This window comes from Porphyromonas sp. C0026D3 (assembly GCF_056590775.1).
Map to the genome: position 1 here is coordinate 1 of NZ_JBWPWU010000002.1, position 16,329 is coordinate 16,329.

Consider the following 16,329-nt stretch of genomic DNA (forward strand, 5'->3'; position numbering starts at 1 on the left):
AAGAACTCGATTGTCCCCTCTTTCCGGGGTTATTTGATTAATATTTAACTGGTCCCGATTTTAACGGGACACTAATGTCTTGAAGTAGTAAAACACTAATCCTCTTGAAACATTTGCAGCATTCTCAATTTCGGCAATACTAACTCTGTCATATCCCTTTAAAATGAAAAGCCTAAATGCTTCTTTTACTATGTTCTCTTTGCTTGATTTTCTTGCCATATAAACCTATATATATGTTCTACTCTTATCAGAAAATAAACCGACTACTGAGTGAACTTTGAAGCAAAGGTATGAAATGCAAAGCAAACATCCAAATCTCAATAGAAGAGTTTCAGACATTAACGCAAATGTTCGTGTAAAAGAACTCTTCTTGTACGCTCTATTTCGTTTTTCTCTTGATCAACTTATCCATATCCCTTGCAATCTTTTGGTCGGTGACTTGGGCGTAGATTTGCGTGCTGGCAATAGACGAATGCCCCATCATCTTAGCGATGCTCTCAATAGGCACACCAGCCTCTAGCGTTAGCGTGCCGAACGTGTGTCTTGCACAGTGCCAAGTCAACGGAGTGCGGATGCCACAAGCCAACCCCACGGCTTTGAGATGACGGAGTAGCTTCCAGTCGCTCATTGTATCGGGAAATATCTTGTTATCTCCTCTGCTCTTCGCCTTCGTGTAAAGGGCAAGTATCTGCTCCGCTATCGGATGCAAGGGGATCAAACTCTCCACCTCCGTTTTCTGTCTTGCCTTGCGGATATACCGCTTTCCCTCGCTGTTCGTCTCGATTTGCGAAGCTCGTAGCCCCTGCAAGTCAACAAATGCCAAGCCTGTAAAGACGGAGAAAAGGAACATTCTTCGGCTTAGTTCTGCTCCTTCATCCTGCAACGGGAATGCCAAGAGCTTTGCCACATCGCCCTTACTCAGAAAACGAGGTTTGCGCTCCACGGCTTCATACTTCACCTCTTCAAACGGATTGAAGCGTATCGTCCCCTGACTGACGGCTCGATACATCAATCGACTCAACCAACAGAGATGGCTATTTATCGTTGCAGGCGCATAGCCCTCCATCTTCAGATAGAAGCGATAATCCTCAAAGAACTCAATCGTAAGAGCTGACAAGGGGACATCCCGCTCACTGCGACTGAGCACAAAAGAGTTAAGCTGCCTATCGGCGTACCGATTGTTCCTATACGTACCCGCACTACTGCTTTCTCGTTGGGCTTTGAGTTCTTCCGCACTAAGAGCCAGCAGGGTCGTTGAAGTTTTCCCGACACCCTGCAAGTAGTTCTTCAGCAACTCGGCACTCACTGCTCCATATTGGTAAAGCAAGGTATTGTAGCCTTGTTCGACTTTCTCCCGAAAGGTTTGCAGACGTTGGTTGGTCTTCTTCTCCTTTGTCGCCCTTCGCTTCACGCTCCAATCGTGGGGGGCAATGCTTTCGCCTGTGGTTATCACTGCGCTCGCTCCGTCTATGGTAATACGGCAAAGGATTGCCGTTGTGCCGTCTGCTTTGGTCTTGCTCTTATTGATGTAGAATAGTATTCTGAATGTACTGCGCATAGCTCTTACAAGGTTAAGGTTAAGTCTTCAGTGAAAGAGAGAAATTGCTCAAACTCATCGAAAAGCTTCTTCGGAGTCACATGAGCATATCGCTCGGTCGTTTGGATATTGCTATGCCCCAGCATTCGGCTCACTGTTTCGATTGGCACTCCCCGCTCCAAAGTAATCAAGGTCGCAAAGGTGTGGCGACCAACGTGTGCCGAAAGGGGAATAGAGATACCTGCTCGAAGTTGTAGAGCTTTAAGTTGGGCGAGGTAAACCGAATAAGGAATAGGGGCAAAGAGTGTGTCACGCTCCTCTGATTGATGTCGCTCCATCAGACGGACCGCTTCAGATAAGAGTTTCACACGACAAAGCGTATTAGTCTTCTGTCTACGGAACTTAAGCCATAATGCCCCCTCATCATCAGTAAAGAGATGCTCCCGACTAAGGGCAACCATATCGCAGTAGGCAACACCCGTATAACAGGCGAAGAGAAAGAGGTCACGAGCAGTTTCTAGCTCCACCTCATACGACTCAAAGGTGAGGCACTGCAACTTATCCAACGATGCTCTATCCAATGCACGAGGTTGTTTGTTCTCCCCTCGTTCGATCGTTACGTGAGCAAACAGTTGTCTCGTTATCAACCCTTCACGATATGCCAAACGGCAGACCTTCTTCACCGCTAATGCCATCTTACGATAATGACCTTGCGAATGCCCCAGCTTGCCGACAGAGTAGTGTTGTAGGCAATCCAAGAAGTCTTCCTCTATCAGTCCGAAAGCAATATCTGAAGTGTGGAACTTCTCCTCGATAAAGGCTCTCAATGCTTTCGAATAGTAAAGTAACTATTCAGAGCTGTTGCCTTTATCTCGATACCCACCTTTTGCTTCATCTCTTCGAGCATTTGATCGTACCGCTCCAAAAAGGTGATTTGGCTTTGCATACAACCTTGTAGCAACTCCTTGATGTCAGTCGCTGTAAAGACAATCCCTTGCTCACAAAGGGTTTGATAAGCCGACTGCGCCGAGAGCAGCAAGCGCTCCAACTTGCCATTCGTTGTGACAGCTTCACGGCTCTTGCCGTTCAGCCTGCTCTCACGAGCATTCCACAGCTTGGGGTCGCACGACAGCTTGCAACTGAATTGAGCTATCGTTCGCCCATAGGTTATCCGCCCCATAATCGGAGCTAGCCCCGACCTGTCCAATCCGCTCTTTTTGAGGTAGAGCAACACCTTCATTTTGTCTGTTTGCATACGCTTCTATTTCTATGGGCAAAGTTACCCGTTACCGAAGCATTCCCAGCTACGCAAAGCGTTGTATATCAGAGCAACAGCACCAGAAATGCAGAGAGTTCACTTACTGAATACTCTTCCGTCAGTTACCTACTCCTACCTCTTCGTTACCATTCGGAGAATGGGCTAACGATTTGGTAACGGAACTTCTGCTCAAATCCACGCTTTCTGCACTTTACCTCGCAGCGCAAATCACAGAGATATCGTGCGAACCGCTCTCATTTCCATTTACTTACCCGCAATCCTCTCCCTAATGCCCTTTCCCCTAATAGTTCCTGTTGGAGACTGCAGTTTCTCCACATTGAAACTACAGTTTCTCCCCGTTGAAACTACAGTCTCATCCTATGGGACCTAAGTTTTCGCACTCTCCATGCAGCCCATATACAGTGTGCAGCCCACGCCAAGGGCAGGAGTCTTCTCTCGCAGAGCAAATGGGAGACAGCTCAGTTTCATGGTCTCCTATTTTTAAGATACCTTTGTGTCAGTTGCATAGCAGATTACCACGTTTTAGAGACAAAAAGAGATGAAATATACACCCCACAGACTCGCACTATTGATCGTCGCCTCCATGCTCACAACCGGATGCGGCCTTTTTTCGAACCCCGGGTACCACCACCGGACGGAGCCAAGCGTCGGCCACGACCTTATGCTGATAGGCGCACTGGGTGGCACAGAGCAGGGCGGGACCATACAGAGCTTTAGTATCGACCCAGGAACCCTGCACGCTGAGCATACCGGCAAGGTACACACCCCTTCGCCCACCTTCATGACCATCAGCAAAAAGACCGGTGTACTCTATGTGACAAATGAGACTCGGGAGCAAGCCACTGTGTCGGCCTACCGCCTGAATAAAATAAGCGGTGAGCTGACCCTCCTAAACCAATCCTACACACTGGGCAGTGAACCGACCTATGTCAGCACTATCGATGACAAGGTCTTGACCGCCAACTACGGCTCGGGGTCGATCACTCTATTCAATACCGACAAAGAGGGCAAACTGGGGCAGGCAGATTGGCGAATTGAGCTAGGTACGGCTGGGATATCGCACCCACATGCGGTCGTCTTGTCGCCCAATGGCAGGGAGCTTTTTGTACCCGACCTGGGTCAGGACAAGGTGTTTCACTTCAACGTCAGTCGCTCCACACCTCCACTCACCATCGACACCGAGCACACAAGCCTCTCCAAAGGGACCGGTCCTCGCCATATCATCCTAGACGACAGTGGGCAACACGCCTACCTGATCGCAGAGCACAGCCCTAGAATCTACGTCTACCGGCACAACAACGGACAGCTGACTCCCCTCCAAACCATTGACACCGGCACGCACTCTGTGGGCGCACACATCGCCATCAGCCATGACGGCCGACACCTCTACGCCTCATTCAGAGACCCCAACCCCGGAATCATCAGCTATGAAATAGACCAAGACGGTAAGCTGAGCGAAGTGGGCTTTTTCCCCACCGGACTGCACCCCAGACACTTCGCACTAAGCCCGACGGATGACTATCTGGCTGTCGCCTCGCGTGACAGCAACCAGGTGCAGGTATTCGTGTGCGACAAAACGACGGGAAAGCTCTCACGCTCCAAACTCACCATAAAGGTGACGAAGCCGGTCTTCGTCCTGTGGCAACGCTTCTGACCCCAATCGGCCACATCTTCTGTCATGCGTAAGGAAATGGGCTACGTCCACCTTTACACCGGGAACGGCAAAGGCAAAACCACCGCCGCATTTGGGCTAGCACTCAGAGCTCTCGGAGCCGGACTCTCCGTCTATATCGGTCAATTCGTAAAGGACATGCGCTACCATGAGACCTTTCTCGGTGAACTAATAGGCAACGAACGATTGCTCATAGAGCAACTCGGTCGTGGTTGCTTCATTGACGCACCACCAAGCGAACTGGATATCCTGATAGCGCAATCCGCCATCAGGCATGTCGTACAACTCATGACAAGTGGCAGCTACGATGTGGTTATCCTGGACGAACTGACAATTGCCGAATACTATGGGCTACTGAGCACGGAGAGCATCATCAACGCTCTCAAACAACGTGCAAAAAACACAGAGGTGATCATCACCGGCCGCTACGCCTCACAAGCACTCATCGACTACGCTGACCTAGTGACGGAGATGCGGGAGGTCAAGCACTACTATACACTGTACGGCACCCTATCCCGACCGGGGATTGACTACTAGAGGTCGCCCCGAGACACTGCGATAGCGTCGCCCCAAAAAGAGAGGAGGTTGTGTCCGCACTATCGGACACAACCTCCTCCGTAATTATCGGAACCAAGAAGTGGTTCCGCCTACGGGTTATTTCTTCATCGCATGGGAGTAGCCTTGGATACGATTCCACGCTCCACGTGTGAAGTCCGGCACCTCAACAGGCATGCTACCGTTCTCGATTGAGAGCTTGCTGAGCGGAATGACACAGCACCACTCTGCCATATCGTAGACGTCCATATCCAGCGGTAGACCATTGCGCAGGCAGTAGATCAGTCGATAGTCCATAATAAAGTCCATACCACCGTGTCCTCCAACCTCCTTGGCCGTCTTTTCCAGCTCTGCTGTGATGGGGTGCTTGTACTGCTCCATGAGTTTTTGTTGCTGCTCAGCCTTCATCCAAGAGTGTGCGGTGAGGTTTTCGTGATCAGGCAAGGTGGTTCCCTCCAAGCTCTCCGGCTGTAGGGCAAAGCCAGGCGTTGGGTACTTGGAAGCGTAGCCCTTGGTACCGGCCACATTGTACTGGCGTGAGTAGGGACGAGGGGTCGCCACATCGTGGTGGATAAGGATGGTCTTTCCTTTTTCGGTACGGATAATGGAGTAGGTATGCTGACCGTTTTGGAACTCCGATGCATCCTGATCATGAGCCTTGAGGTAGGCAGGGATGGATACAGGATCAGAATCCATGGAGACAAGTGTATTCATCTTGTCACCTCTGTGGATATTCAGGATCTGGCAAGCCGGTCCCATACCGTGCGTGGGATAGACATCGCCACGGTGCTTGTGGTTGTAGTCCATGCGCCAATTTCCCTCATAGTATGGCCAAAACTCCTCAAGCTGATGGATGTAGCCACCCTCGGCATAGAGGATTTCGCCTAGGACGCCCTGCTGCGCCATGTTGAGCGTGGTCATCTCGAAGAAGTCGTACACACAGTTTTCCAGCATCATGCAGTGCATGCGTGTGCGCTCCGAAGTATTGATGAGGTCCCATATCTCCTCCAGCGTAAAGGCTGCCGGCACCTCTATCGCCACGTGTTTGCCATGCTCCATGGCATACTTGGCCATCTCAACGTGTGTCTGCCAGTTGGTGGCGATATAGACTAGGTCAATGTCGTCACGATCTACCAACTCCTTCCAAGCATCTTCGCTCCCGAAGTAACCGGCAGCCTCAGGCAAACCGCTTTTGGTCAGGATTTCCTGACTCTTTTGAACACGATCCTCGTGCAGATCGCAGAGGGCAACAATCTTTACCCCCTCAAGGTGAGTGAAGCGAGAAACCGCGCTGGGACCTCTCATTCCCAAACCAATAAAACCGACACGAACCGTATCAATGGCCGGTGCGGCATAGCCAAGCATATCCTCTTGGCCGGCAGGACGCTCGGGAACTTCAGTCTTGATGATACCGGGCAGAGCTGTCTTGTCTTGATTTGAGCTAGCGCCACATGCTACACATCCGAGGACGAGTGCGAAGAGTGACGCAAGCATACCAATGTTTTTTTTGAACATAAATGATGTAATTTTTTTTGGTTAGTATATTTTGTTTAGTTCTTCTCGATAATCTCTATTCGGTTTTCTGCTTGGTAGTTGGGGACCACTTTGAGTGCCGACAGGTACTGGACAATCAGCTCCGCTGTCATGGTGTGTGTGGCATGGAGCGGTGCTATCCCCTTTGGCAAAAACGCCGAGGTAAGGTAGCTGTTGATTGCGACGGTATAGGAGCGGTTGAGATCCAGTGGCTCGCCGTGAGGGAGTGTGAGCTCAATATCATCGCACGAACGGTTGGGCGTCATGCGATAGATGATTCGGAAGCCCGATGGGTAGCAGATATGGTACTTGTCACCGTTGCAGTGCGCCATAATCAACTCACGCAATTGTTCACCGGTCAGGCGATATACCAAGGCCTCATTGCCGAAGGGATCAGTACGGTAGACCTGCATGACCGTTATATCCCCTTTTGACAGAGAGGGGATACGGATTCCACCGCCATTGATCAAAGCGAAGTCAGTGTGGCACACATTTCTCAGTCCATCCATCATCATATAGCCAATCTGTGCTTTGTCTTGGAGGTCCTGCGGATTGTAGGCCACTTTTCGTTGCAGTGTGGGATTGGTCGTAAAATCATGCACCATCTTTTTGACCTTTGGGTCAACGGAGCCCTCCTTTCCCACCGAAATGTTTTTGGAAGTTACCTGCTTGGTACCATCACGATTGATCCGAACACGGATAAGCGTCGTGTAGGCAAGATTGCTCTTGGCTTGGGTTATGTGGACTCCATTCACACTGGTTTCATCAGGTACAAGCGTGTGTGTATGGCCACCAATAATGAGCGGGAATCGATCCGGGCTAAGCATGGTTGCCAGCACTTGATCATCCTCAAATCCAATGTGGTTCACAAAAACAGCCAAGTCAACAGAGTCGGCAAAGGACTTAAAGCGATCTACGACACTGAGTGGCTGATAAAAGGTATAAGACCTCACCTTGTCCGGGTGGCTACTAGGCAATCCGGTCAATTTGCTCACCTCTAGCAAAGAGACAAAGCCCACCTTGGTGCCATCCTTGAGGGTAATCTGGTGAGTGGGATTTACTTGGAGCACCGAATCATCAGGCTTCTTGAAGTTGGCACACAAAAAGGGAAAATTCGCTTTTTGGCTCAAATACTCAAATCCTGTGCTGTTGGAGTCAAACTCGTGATTGCCAACAGCTGAAAGGTCAAAACCGACTTCATTCATAAGGGCAATCATCGGCCAACCGGTCGGTTGATACATATCATTGACAGGGTTGCCGGTCTGATTGTCTCCAGCAGACACGAGAAGCAGATCCGGATAGATTGCTCTAAGGCTGTCAACAATGAATGCAAAGCGGGGAAAGTTATCCAGCTCTGCATGCATGTCGTTTACGGCAAGTATCGTCACGTACCGAGGAGCAGTGGCTTCCTTTTGGAACAAGCCACAACTGGTAATGAGAAGCGGTATCAACACCGCATGAAGGAATCTTCTCATGGTATGTAACAATCGATAAGATGCGCCTTATTGCCGGTAAGGTTGATTCGGACTTTTTGCTGTGCTGCAGGAATCAGGATCATGTTGCCAGCCGAGAGCAAGAGTTTTTCGTCCTCGGTCTCCACTTCCACTACTCCCTCCTCGACAAATAGGACTGTAAACGAGTCACGCTCCTCAAGCGGAAGTCTGAGTGTTGGCTCCGTCAGCCTCCATATAGAGGTACAGAAGTAGGGGCAATTAGCCAATATGACCGGCCGGTTTTCGACCGTTTTGTCGTAGTGGAGAATTCCGGTGGTATCCACCTTATAGTCAATGACATCAGCCGCTCGGTCTATGTGAAGTTCTCTTTTATTGCCCTGAGCATCGGTGCGATTGAAGTCAAAGAGGCGATAAGTAAGGTCTGATGCTTCTTGAATCTCTAGGACGAAACACCCGGCCCCTATGCTGTGCACTTTGCCGGCAGGAAGGAAAAAGACATCTCCTCGGACAGGTTTGTGAAGCATCAAGTAGTCAAGTACTGCATCGGTCTTTACAATCTCTTTTAAATCAGAGGGATTGGTTTCTTTCTTCCACCCAGCATAGATCTTGGCATCCTTGGTGCAATCGAGCAAATACCACATTTCAGTTTTGCCCAACTTACCTCCATGGTTGTTGTTGGCATACTGATCATTCGGATGAACTTGTATGCTTAGGTCATCATTGGCATCAATCAGCTTGATGAGTAGAGGAAAGTGTGAGCCAAACCTTTCAAAAACATGCTTTCCAAGCAGTGAAGCACCATAGGTCTTTGTGAGTTCAGCCAAGTTCTGTCCATCGTAAAGCCCACCAGACACCACAGACTCATCGCCGGGCATTGCGGAAATCTCCCACGTCTCGCCTACATTATCAGCCGGTGCCTTTTGTCCCTTGTATTCATAGATCCGCTTTCCTCCCCACAAGGTGGTCTTGTAGGCTGGAGTGAATCGAAGGAGTGATGTTATTGAGCTATTGGAAATATTGTTATTCATTTATTTTTTCTTCTAGAGTTATCTTGAACATCTACCATCTCAAGCACAATCGCACTCTTGGCCGGCAGGTAGAGGCTCAGCCACCCCTTCCCATCGTACATAAAGGTATCATCATGCTTCGTGAAGTGCTCAACACTATGATCTTGGAAGCCATACCCTCCATACTTTTTGTCATCCGTGTCAAGGATGATTCGGTATTTTCCACAGGGGGCAAGCACACGATAGTCTACATACGACTCAGTTGGATGGAAGTTGTAGACATACACAAAACGCTCGCGCTCGTAAGCCAAAACCTGCTGATCGTTTTGCTCCCAAAGTTTCACCAAGTGGAGTTGGTCAAAATGGCTCACGCTACAAATATGTTTGAGCATATCGGTATCAAAATCTTGGAGCCAACTATACTTTAGGTACCCATTGGTCGCCAAGCTCCACTGCCTGCGTGCATACTGGTGACTCCAGTCGTTGCCTTCGCGGGGGAAATCTATCCACTCAGGATGTCCAAACTCATTGCCCATAAAATTGAGATATCCTCCATTATTGGTCGTCGCCGTCACGAGACGTATCATCTTGTGGTAGGCAATCCCTCGAGCAACCTCGGCATTGTCATCCGCCCGATCCATGTGCCAGTACATAGCCTGGTCAACAAGCCGGAAAATCAGAGTTTTGTCACCAACCATGGCTTGGTCATGACTCTCAGCATAAGAGATATTTTTTTCGTCTTTGCGTCGATTGGTCGTTTCCCACCATATTGACCCAGGCTTCCAGTCTTCATCCACATGATCTTTGATGAGTTTAATCCAAAAGTCAGGGATATTCATCTGCAATCTGTAATCAAAACCAATTCCGCCCTCTTCGATAGGACGCGCCATCCCCGGCATACCACTAAAGTCTTCGGCTATCGTAATCGCATGAGGATAAATCTGATGAATCAACTTATTGGCCAATTGCAGATACATGATTGCATCTCCATCCTGGGTGCCATTGAAGTAGTCGCTATAGGTACAAAAGGATTGATTAACTCCATGGCTCATATAGAGCATGGAGGTGACCCCATCAAATCTAAAACCATCAAGCTGGTACGTATCCAGCCAATACTGGCAGTTGGACAACAAAAAGTGCAAGACTTCATTTTTCCCATAGTCGAAACACATTGAGTTCCACTGAGGATGCAACATGCGATCGCCCTCATGAAAGTATTGAGAGAAGGTCCCATCAAATTTTGCAATACCCTCCTCCTCGTTTCTCGTCGCATGGGAGTGAACAATATCCATGATGACCAATAGCCCGAGCTCATGAGCCTCATCCACCAATCGTTTGAAGTCATCGGGAGTACCGAAACGTGATGAAGGAGCGAAGAAACTGGACACCTGATAACCATACGATCCATAATAGGGATGTTCCATCACTGCCATGATCTGAATGGCATTATATCCTTTCTGTTTGATCTGAGGAAGTACTTGCACCCTAAACTCATCATAAGTCCCCACCTTTTCTTCCTCTGTCGCCATCCCTATGTGACACTCGTATATCAGAAGCGGTTCATCCTTGAGTACCGGGCGCTTGTAAAGAAATGAGTAAGGCTGCTCGGGATCAAACACCTGTGCGCTGAAAATCTTTGTATCCGGATCCTGAACAGTATAGCGACACCATGCCGGGATGCGCTCTCCACTTCCTCCCGGCCACTCAACCAAAAGCTTGTAATGATCACCATGCTTGATGGCATTTTCCGGCATATAGAGTTCCCACACACCACCATCCAGTCTCTTCATCGTAAAGGCTTCGTGACGCTTCCAACCATTTCCGTCACAGAGAAAATATATAGCAGTGGCATTGGGAGCCCACTCTCGCATCACCCACTCATCCTTTTCCTTGTGCAAGCCATAGTAAAGATAACCTAGGGCAAATTTGGAGAGGTCTCCTCCGCAATTTACCGTCAGTTCTTTTTCTCTTGCAGACATGTAGTCCATCCGGCCTTTTATAGCAGGCTCAAAGGGCTGTAGCCATTGATCATTCTCCACCAGTTTCAACATAATAAGTATTGTCGTCTTATCTATGAATATATTTCTTTACCTGCGAAATCTCTGTGTGAGATCGCCATAGTGCTCAATCCTCCGATCCCTGAAAAAAGGCCACCAGCATCTCACTATCTCTGTCCGGAGGAGATCAACCTCCACGACACACTCTTCCTCATCTACTTGCGAAAGTTCTCGGAGTATCTCTCCTTGTTGTCCTGCCACAAAAGAGTTGCCCCAGAAAGTAATTCCCCCCGTCTGCCCTGATGGATCCCGCTCGTAGCCGACTCGGTTTACAGCAACCACCGGCAAATTATTTGCGACAGCATGAGCACGCTGTATTGTACGCCATGCGTCCAATTGACGGTATTGCTCGTCAGGGGTATCGGTACTTTCCGTTCCTATCGCTGTCGGATAGATCAAGAGGTCTGCACCAGCCATCGCCATTAGGCGAGCGGCCTCAGGATACCATTGATCCCAACAAATCAATAACCCAAGCCTCCCGACAGAGGTATCTATTGGTTCAAAGCCTAAATCACCCGGAGTAAAGTAAAACTTCTCATAATATGCGGGGTCATCCGGAATATGCATTTTGCGATAGACTCCGGCTATGGAGCCATCTTTTTCCAAAACAACCCCTGTATTGTGATATAGTCCGGGAGCTCTTTTTTCAAACAAAGAGGTTACCAATACAATACCACACTCATGGGCTATATTTCCAAAAAACTCCGTTGATGGTCCGGGAATAGATTCAGCGAGAGAAAATACTTTCACATTTTCTTCCTGACAGAAATACAAGCTATTGTGAAGCTCCTGTAGCACAATCAACTGTGCACCATCTCGCGCTAAGCCTCGAATTTTTTCAGCAAGTCTTCTTTTATTATCCTCTAGGTTGGGATTGTTGTGTTGTTGAATAATTCCTATCTTCATGGCATCGCCTTATTTAAGAAGCCCTCGGGCAATTGCATCGTGGCACAGTGTAACGATCCGTTTTGCAAGATTAAAGCCCTGCAGTCAACTCCAACGACCTTTCGGTCCTCAAACAGTTCTTGCAAAACCCCTATTGCCACCTCGTCCGCCGGATCATTGTAGGTGGGGACAAGGACTCCTCCATTGGTAATCAAAAAGTTAGCATACGTTGCAGGCAGTTGACGTCCATCATAGTACTTAGGCATTGGCATCGGCAGTAGGACGGAAGGGAAAGGGAAGTCTCCCTCAACCACCGTCACGAGAGTGTGGTCGTCCACAAAACGTACCATCGTATCAATATGTCCATCGGTATCATCTCCCTCCAAAGGGTCCATATCCAGCACCAATAGTTGCTTTACCCCCAAAGCTGCCTTTATCTCCGCACACTGAGCATGCTCGGGCAACCAAGTGTTCCGATTGGGCGCCTGCAACATAGGCGAGGTCGTTAGGGCAACCCCCATGCTATTCACCTCAATACCCCCACCTTCCAATACTATGTTTTGCTTGTTTTTGACCCAGACACTCGGCTCAAAGAACTCACGTTCATAGAGTCTCAGAATCAACTGGTTATCCTGATCCGAAGCAAACTTTTGCCCCCAGGCGTTGAACCTAAAATCAACAACGACCCGTTCGCCATCTTGTAGGGTACAAAGGGGACCATAGTCACGAATCCAAGTATCATTGAGTGGCATGTGCTCAACAAAGCGAAGCCGATAGTTTGCCCCTGAAAGGTCCCCCAGGGAATTCAAAACCTCATCCTTTGTTTGGCACATAACAAAGACATCCACAAACTCCAGTAGAGCATGTATCATCTCGCTATAGCAATTGACTGCGGACTGTAGATACATACCCCAATCCATTTCTGCCGTAGGCCATGAGAGTAACACGGCATCCTGAGAAGACCACTCAGGGATCAACCCTGTTGCTTTTATCATCAGTTCTTTTTTTATCAAATCAGGGATATCTCATGTCCGACACAAGACACCTAACTGCTGAAACGTTGATTATCTTCACAAACTTACAGGAAATACTGCTTTTCTCCAAAATAAGCATAATCCATCAAGTAAACACTCTCAGATATATGAAAATGATTAACTTTGCGTCATCAAATCTAGGTAACTCGTACCCTTTGGATCAGCGTAGACTTCAAAAACAATAATATACATAAGACAAAATGAGTAGCACTCCTTCGCGAAAGCGATCAGAACTGACAAAAGAAGAAAACCCAAGCCCAGTACAAGAAACCTACCGGGTTACGTCTGAAGGGACCCTTCTTGAAGTGCTGCAACAAAAATCAGAGCGATCACGGACGGCCACAAAGCGGCTATTGGGTACTGGGCGCGTATCAGTAGATGGTATGGTCACAACTCTAGCCACCAAGGCACTGCCCTTGGGAGCAAAGATTACGGTACACGAAGGCATCCCTCCCGGAGAACTCAAACACAATACCATTGAGGTCATATGGGAAGACAGCGACTACATAGTGGTGTACAAAAAAGCCGGACTGCCAACAGTCAATTCTGGACACAGAAAAAAGGAAAACACGGTCATTTGGATTGTCAGCCAACATCTCAAGCAGACCACACCCGATGCCAAGTTATTCATGATCACTCGCCAAGACAACAACACGGAAGGTTACGTTATTTTTGCAAAAAATATCGCCGCCAAGACCGAAATGATCAGACATTGGCAAAAGTACATCTGCGACCAAGTCTATGTGCTCTGCGTTGAAGGCGAGCTCACCCACTCCACAGGAGAGCTAATCAGTGAAACCAAGTCCGATGACAAGCACTACAGCCGTAGTGTCAGCACAAAATACAAAATCCTCAAGCGTAGCGAAAACAGTGGCATGGCTATACTTGAAGTTTCTGTCAATGGAGCTAGAATATACAATCTCCGAAAAGTCATGAAAGACAATAACCTCAAAATTTTTGGAGACATTCGCTCGCAATCAAGCTTCAAGACCGATAAAAACATAGCCTTACTCCAGACTCGACTCTCCTTCAGGCACCCCAAGACTGGGCAGCGGCTAGACTTTAAGCGAGGATTTCCATCTCACTTTTTCACACTGCTCCGCAACGACAGACTACAAGACAGATAAAAACTGGGTACTAACAATTTTTACACCTTTCTTCATACAACAGAAATGAAACGTACTACCACGAGACTATTGCTACTACTGTCATTGGTGCTCATCGTGCCATTTGTACAACCGGGCACTGTGACCCAGGCCCAGATCATTGAGGCCGCAAGCTGGCAAATTAACCACACCAACACCGAGGATGGCGTGTTGACGGTGACATTCAAGTGCACCCCCACTTACGGCTTTCACGTCTACGGCACAGAGTTGCCCAAAGGTGGCCCTACTCCTACCAGTGTTGAGCTAGACGAGAGCAAAGGAGTAAAGGCAAGTAGCCAACTCACCGCCTCTAGCAAGCCAGAGACCCATCACGACCAAAACTTTGACATGGATCTCCAATGGTACTCCAAACCATTCACACTCACACAGGAGTTTCAGATCACCGACCCAACCGGGTTCGTACTCGCCGGGGACCTAATCTACATGGGGTGCAATGACAACACCTGCACACCTCCTACGAGGGTAAGCTTCAAAATCACATCCTCTGATCTTGCCACACCGTTAAAGATAAGCCAGGCAACTACGGATGGTCAGCAAGAAACTGCCCCCATTGCTGAAGAGCAAGACAGCACCAAGACTCAAGGTGCCGGAGAAATCTCCCCACTACTCACCTCTAACGAAGTAGGTGAAAAAAATCCAATGTGGACACCTATAATCAGTGAACTCAAGGCATACGGAGACAAAAACCTACAAGCCACGGATAGCTCACTTCTGATCATCCTAGCGCTCGGATTCATTGGTGGTCTGATAGCTCTACTCACTCCCTGTGTCTGGCCCATGATACCAATGACTGTGTCGTTCTTTCTAAAGCGGACCAAAAATCGAAAAAAAGCCATCAGCGATGCTATCATTTACGGCATCTCGATTATCGTCATCTACCTAGGACTTGGGCTAATCATCACCGGAATATTTGGAGCTAGTGCCCTCAATAGTCTAGCTACAAATGCAGTGTTTAATGTCATTTTCTTCTTGCTGCTCGTGGCCTTTGCAGTCAGTTTCTTTGGCGCATTTGAGATCGTCCTACCACAGTCCTGGACCAATAAACTTGATGCTAAAGCAGAGTCCACAGGAGGCCTACTGAGTATTTTCTTCATGGCCTTCACTCTGGTTCTCGTGTCATTCTCATGCACAGGACCAATCATCGGGACACTACTCGTCGATGCGGCATCTCGAGGAGATATCTTCGGGCCTGCAATAGGTATGTTTGGCTTTGCGCTGGCACTGGCTCTACCCTTCTCCCTATTTGCCATTTTCCCGAATTGGCTTCAAAGTGCACCTAAAAGTGGTGGCTGGATGAATAGTGTCAAGGTTGTCCTTGCGTTCCTTGAACTAGCACTATCACTCAAGTTTTTGTCGGTTGCAGACTTGGCTTACGGATGGGGAATTCTGGATCGTGAAGTCTTTGTATCGCTCTGGATCATTATCTTCGCCCTACTTGGACTATACCTCATTGGGAAAATCACCTTTCCGCACGATACGCCCCTTGAGCGCGTCACAGTACCCCGTCTCTTTTTGGGTATCATCTCTCTAGCATTCTCCGTCTACATGGTACCTGGGTTGTGGGGAGCGCCTCTGAAGTCAATCAGTGCCTTTGCACCACCTCTTACCACCCAAGACTTCAACCTATACGACGCGGAAGTACACCCACAATTCCGAGATTACGACTTAGGCATGGCCTATGCCGCCCAGCAGAGCAAACCAGTCCTTATCGACTTCTCTGGCTATGGTTGCGTCAATTGCCGAAAGATGGAAGCTTCTGTCTGGACAGATCCAACGGTGAAAGAGATCATTGACAACCAATTTGTCCTCATCACACTCATAGTAGACGACAAGACACAGCTACCTGAGACCATTCTGATTACTGAGAATGGGCAGCAACGTAAACTCAAGACTGTAGGGGATAAGTGGAGCTACTTCCAGAGGTACAAGTTTGGTAGCAACGCACAGCCATTTTACGTCATGCTTGATAACGCTGGGCAACCCCTTGCTCCTAGCTATGGATTTGACGAAGACGTCAAAAAGTACATTGATTGGCTCAACTCCGGGCTGGCAGAGTTTAAGAAAAAATAAGGTTCTCCGCCCGAATAAATAACCCAAAAGACCGGATAGATATTGGAGAAATCTTTATCTATCCGGTCTTTTATTGTGAC

The 16,329-nt window shown here is 48.4% G+C and carries 12 protein-coding genes and 1 pseudogene; 4 read left to right on the top strand and 9 right to left on the bottom strand.

Annotation, left to right across the window (positions count from 1 at the left end; translation table 11 throughout):
- Positions 1–60: 60 nt before the first annotated feature.
- The 3 genes and pseudogenes from AC1EK1_RS01585 to AC1EK1_RS01595 all read right to left on the bottom strand — a co-directional run bounded on the left by AC1EK1_RS01585 (position 61) and on the right by AC1EK1_RS01595 (position 2,792).
- Positions 61–219, bottom strand: a complete 159-nt coding sequence (locus AC1EK1_RS01585; protein ID WP_480305281.1) for a helix-turn-helix domain-containing protein — start codon at positions 217–219, stop codon at positions 61–63.
- Positions 220–379: 160 nt separating this feature from the next.
- Positions 380–1,558: a tyrosine-type recombinase/integrase gene (locus AC1EK1_RS01590; protein ID WP_480305283.1), complete on the bottom strand. Its 1,179-nt coding sequence runs from the start codon at positions 1,556–1,558 to the stop codon at positions 380–382.
- 5 nt (positions 1,559–1,563) lie between these two features.
- A pseudogene (locus tag AC1EK1_RS01595) lies at positions 1,564–2,792 on the bottom strand (site-specific integrase).
- A 562-nt stretch (positions 2,793–3,354) separates the two neighbouring features.
- Between AC1EK1_RS01595 and AC1EK1_RS01600 the strand changes: the two are divergent.
- On the top strand, positions 3,355–4,470 hold the full coding sequence (locus AC1EK1_RS01600; protein WP_480305284.1) for a lactonase family protein: 1,116 nt from the start codon (positions 3,355–3,357) through the stop codon (positions 4,468–4,470).
- 24 nt (positions 4,471–4,494) lie between these two features.
- Positions 4,495–5,025 carry a cob(I)yrinic acid a,c-diamide adenosyltransferase gene (locus tag AC1EK1_RS01605; protein WP_480305285.1) on the top strand — a complete coding sequence of 177 codons (531 nt, stop codon included), beginning with the start codon at positions 4,495–4,497 and terminating at the stop codon, positions 5,023–5,025.
- Positions 5,026–5,142: 117 nt separating this feature from the next.
- Here AC1EK1_RS01605 and AC1EK1_RS01610 read toward each other — a convergent pair whose 3' ends face one another.
- The 6 genes from AC1EK1_RS01610 to AC1EK1_RS01635 are packed head-to-tail and all read right to left on the bottom strand — an operon-like array spanning position 5,143 to position 12,974.
- Positions 5,143–6,558 (bottom strand): Gfo/Idh/MocA family protein, encoded by a 1,416-nt coding sequence (locus AC1EK1_RS01610; RefSeq protein ID WP_480305286.1) that lies wholly within the window; start codon positions 6,556–6,558, stop codon positions 5,143–5,145.
- A gap of 35 nt (positions 6,559–6,593) precedes the next feature.
- Positions 6,594–8,051: a bifunctional metallophosphatase/5'-nucleotidase gene (locus tag AC1EK1_RS01615; protein WP_480305288.1), complete on the bottom strand. Its 1,458-nt coding sequence runs from the start codon at positions 8,049–8,051 to the stop codon at positions 6,594–6,596.
- Complete coding sequence (locus tag AC1EK1_RS01620; RefSeq protein WP_480305290.1) at positions 8,048–9,058, bottom strand: type I phosphomannose isomerase catalytic subunit; 1,011 nt, start codon at positions 9,056–9,058, stop codon at positions 8,048–8,050. The genes AC1EK1_RS01615 and AC1EK1_RS01620 overlap by 4 nt, the downstream gene beginning before the upstream one ends.
- Complete coding sequence (locus tag AC1EK1_RS01625; protein ID WP_480305292.1) at positions 9,055–11,088, bottom strand: alpha amylase C-terminal domain-containing protein; 2,034 nt, start codon at positions 11,086–11,088, stop codon at positions 9,055–9,057. The genes AC1EK1_RS01620 and AC1EK1_RS01625 overlap by 4 nt, the downstream gene beginning before the upstream one ends.
- A gap of 36 nt (positions 11,089–11,124) precedes the next feature.
- Complete coding sequence (locus tag AC1EK1_RS01630; protein ID WP_480305294.1) at positions 11,125–12,000, bottom strand: carbon-nitrogen hydrolase; 876 nt, start codon at positions 11,998–12,000, stop codon at positions 11,125–11,127.
- Positions 11,997–12,974 carry an agmatine deiminase family protein gene (locus tag AC1EK1_RS01635; RefSeq protein ID WP_480305296.1) on the bottom strand — a complete coding sequence of 326 codons (978 nt, stop codon included), beginning with the start codon at positions 12,972–12,974 and terminating at the stop codon, positions 11,997–11,999. The genes AC1EK1_RS01630 and AC1EK1_RS01635 overlap by 4 nt, the downstream gene beginning before the upstream one ends.
- 422 nt (positions 12,975–13,396) lie before the next feature.
- Between AC1EK1_RS01635 and AC1EK1_RS01640 the strand changes: the two genes are divergently transcribed.
- Both AC1EK1_RS01640 and AC1EK1_RS01645 read left to right on the top strand, forming a co-directional pair.
- Positions 13,397–14,140, top strand: a complete 744-nt coding sequence (locus AC1EK1_RS01640; protein WP_480305298.1) for a pseudouridine synthase — start codon at positions 13,397–13,399, stop codon at positions 14,138–14,140.
- A 45-nt stretch (positions 14,141–14,185) separates the two neighbouring features.
- Positions 14,186–16,249 (top strand): protein-disulfide reductase DsbD family protein, encoded by a 2,064-nt coding sequence (locus tag AC1EK1_RS01645; RefSeq protein ID WP_480305299.1) that lies wholly within the window; start codon positions 14,186–14,188, stop codon positions 16,247–16,249.
- Positions 16,250–16,329: the final 80 nt, after the last annotated feature.

What these genes read in the sequence shown, in the direction of transcription:
- AC1EK1_RS01585 (WP_480305281.1), bottom strand. Translation starts at nt 219, where the DNA reads ATGGCAAGAAAATCAAGCAAAGAGAACATAGTAAAAGAAGCATTTAGG.
- AC1EK1_RS01625 (WP_480305292.1), bottom strand. Translation starts at nt 11,088, where the DNA reads ATGTTGAAACTGGTGGAGAATGATCAATGGCTACAGCCCTTTGAGCCT.
- AC1EK1_RS01600 (WP_480305284.1), top strand. Translation starts at nt 3,355, where the DNA reads ATGAAATATACACCCCACAGACTCGCACTATTGATCGTCGCCTCCATG.
- AC1EK1_RS01610 (WP_480305286.1), bottom strand. Translation starts at nt 6,558, where the DNA reads ATGTTCAAAAAAAACATTGGTATGCTTGCGTCACTCTTCGCACTCGTC.
- AC1EK1_RS01605 (WP_480305285.1), top strand. Translation starts at nt 4,495, where the DNA reads ATGCGTAAGGAAATGGGCTACGTCCACCTTTACACCGGGAACGGCAAA.
- AC1EK1_RS01640 (WP_480305298.1), top strand. Translation starts at nt 13,397, where the DNA reads ATGGTCACAACTCTAGCCACCAAGGCACTGCCCTTGGGAGCAAAGATT.
- AC1EK1_RS01645 (WP_480305299.1), top strand. Translation starts at nt 14,186, where the DNA reads ATGAAACGTACTACCACGAGACTATTGCTACTACTGTCATTGGTGCTC.
- AC1EK1_RS01590 (WP_480305283.1), bottom strand. Translation starts at nt 1,558, where the DNA reads ATGCGCAGTACATTCAGAATACTATTCTACATCAATAAGAGCAAGACC.
- AC1EK1_RS01635 (WP_480305296.1), bottom strand. Translation starts at nt 12,974, where the DNA reads ATGATAAAAGCAACAGGGTTGATCCCTGAGTGGTCTTCTCAGGATGCC.
- AC1EK1_RS01615 (WP_480305288.1), bottom strand. Translation starts at nt 8,051, where the DNA reads ATGAGAAGATTCCTTCATGCGGTGTTGATACCGCTTCTCATTACCAGT.
- AC1EK1_RS01620 (WP_480305290.1), bottom strand. Translation starts at nt 9,058, where the DNA reads ATGAATAACAATATTTCCAATAGCTCAATAACATCACTCCTTCGATTC.
- AC1EK1_RS01630 (WP_480305294.1), bottom strand. Translation starts at nt 12,000, where the DNA reads ATGAAGATAGGAATTATTCAACAACACAACAATCCCAACCTAGAGGAT.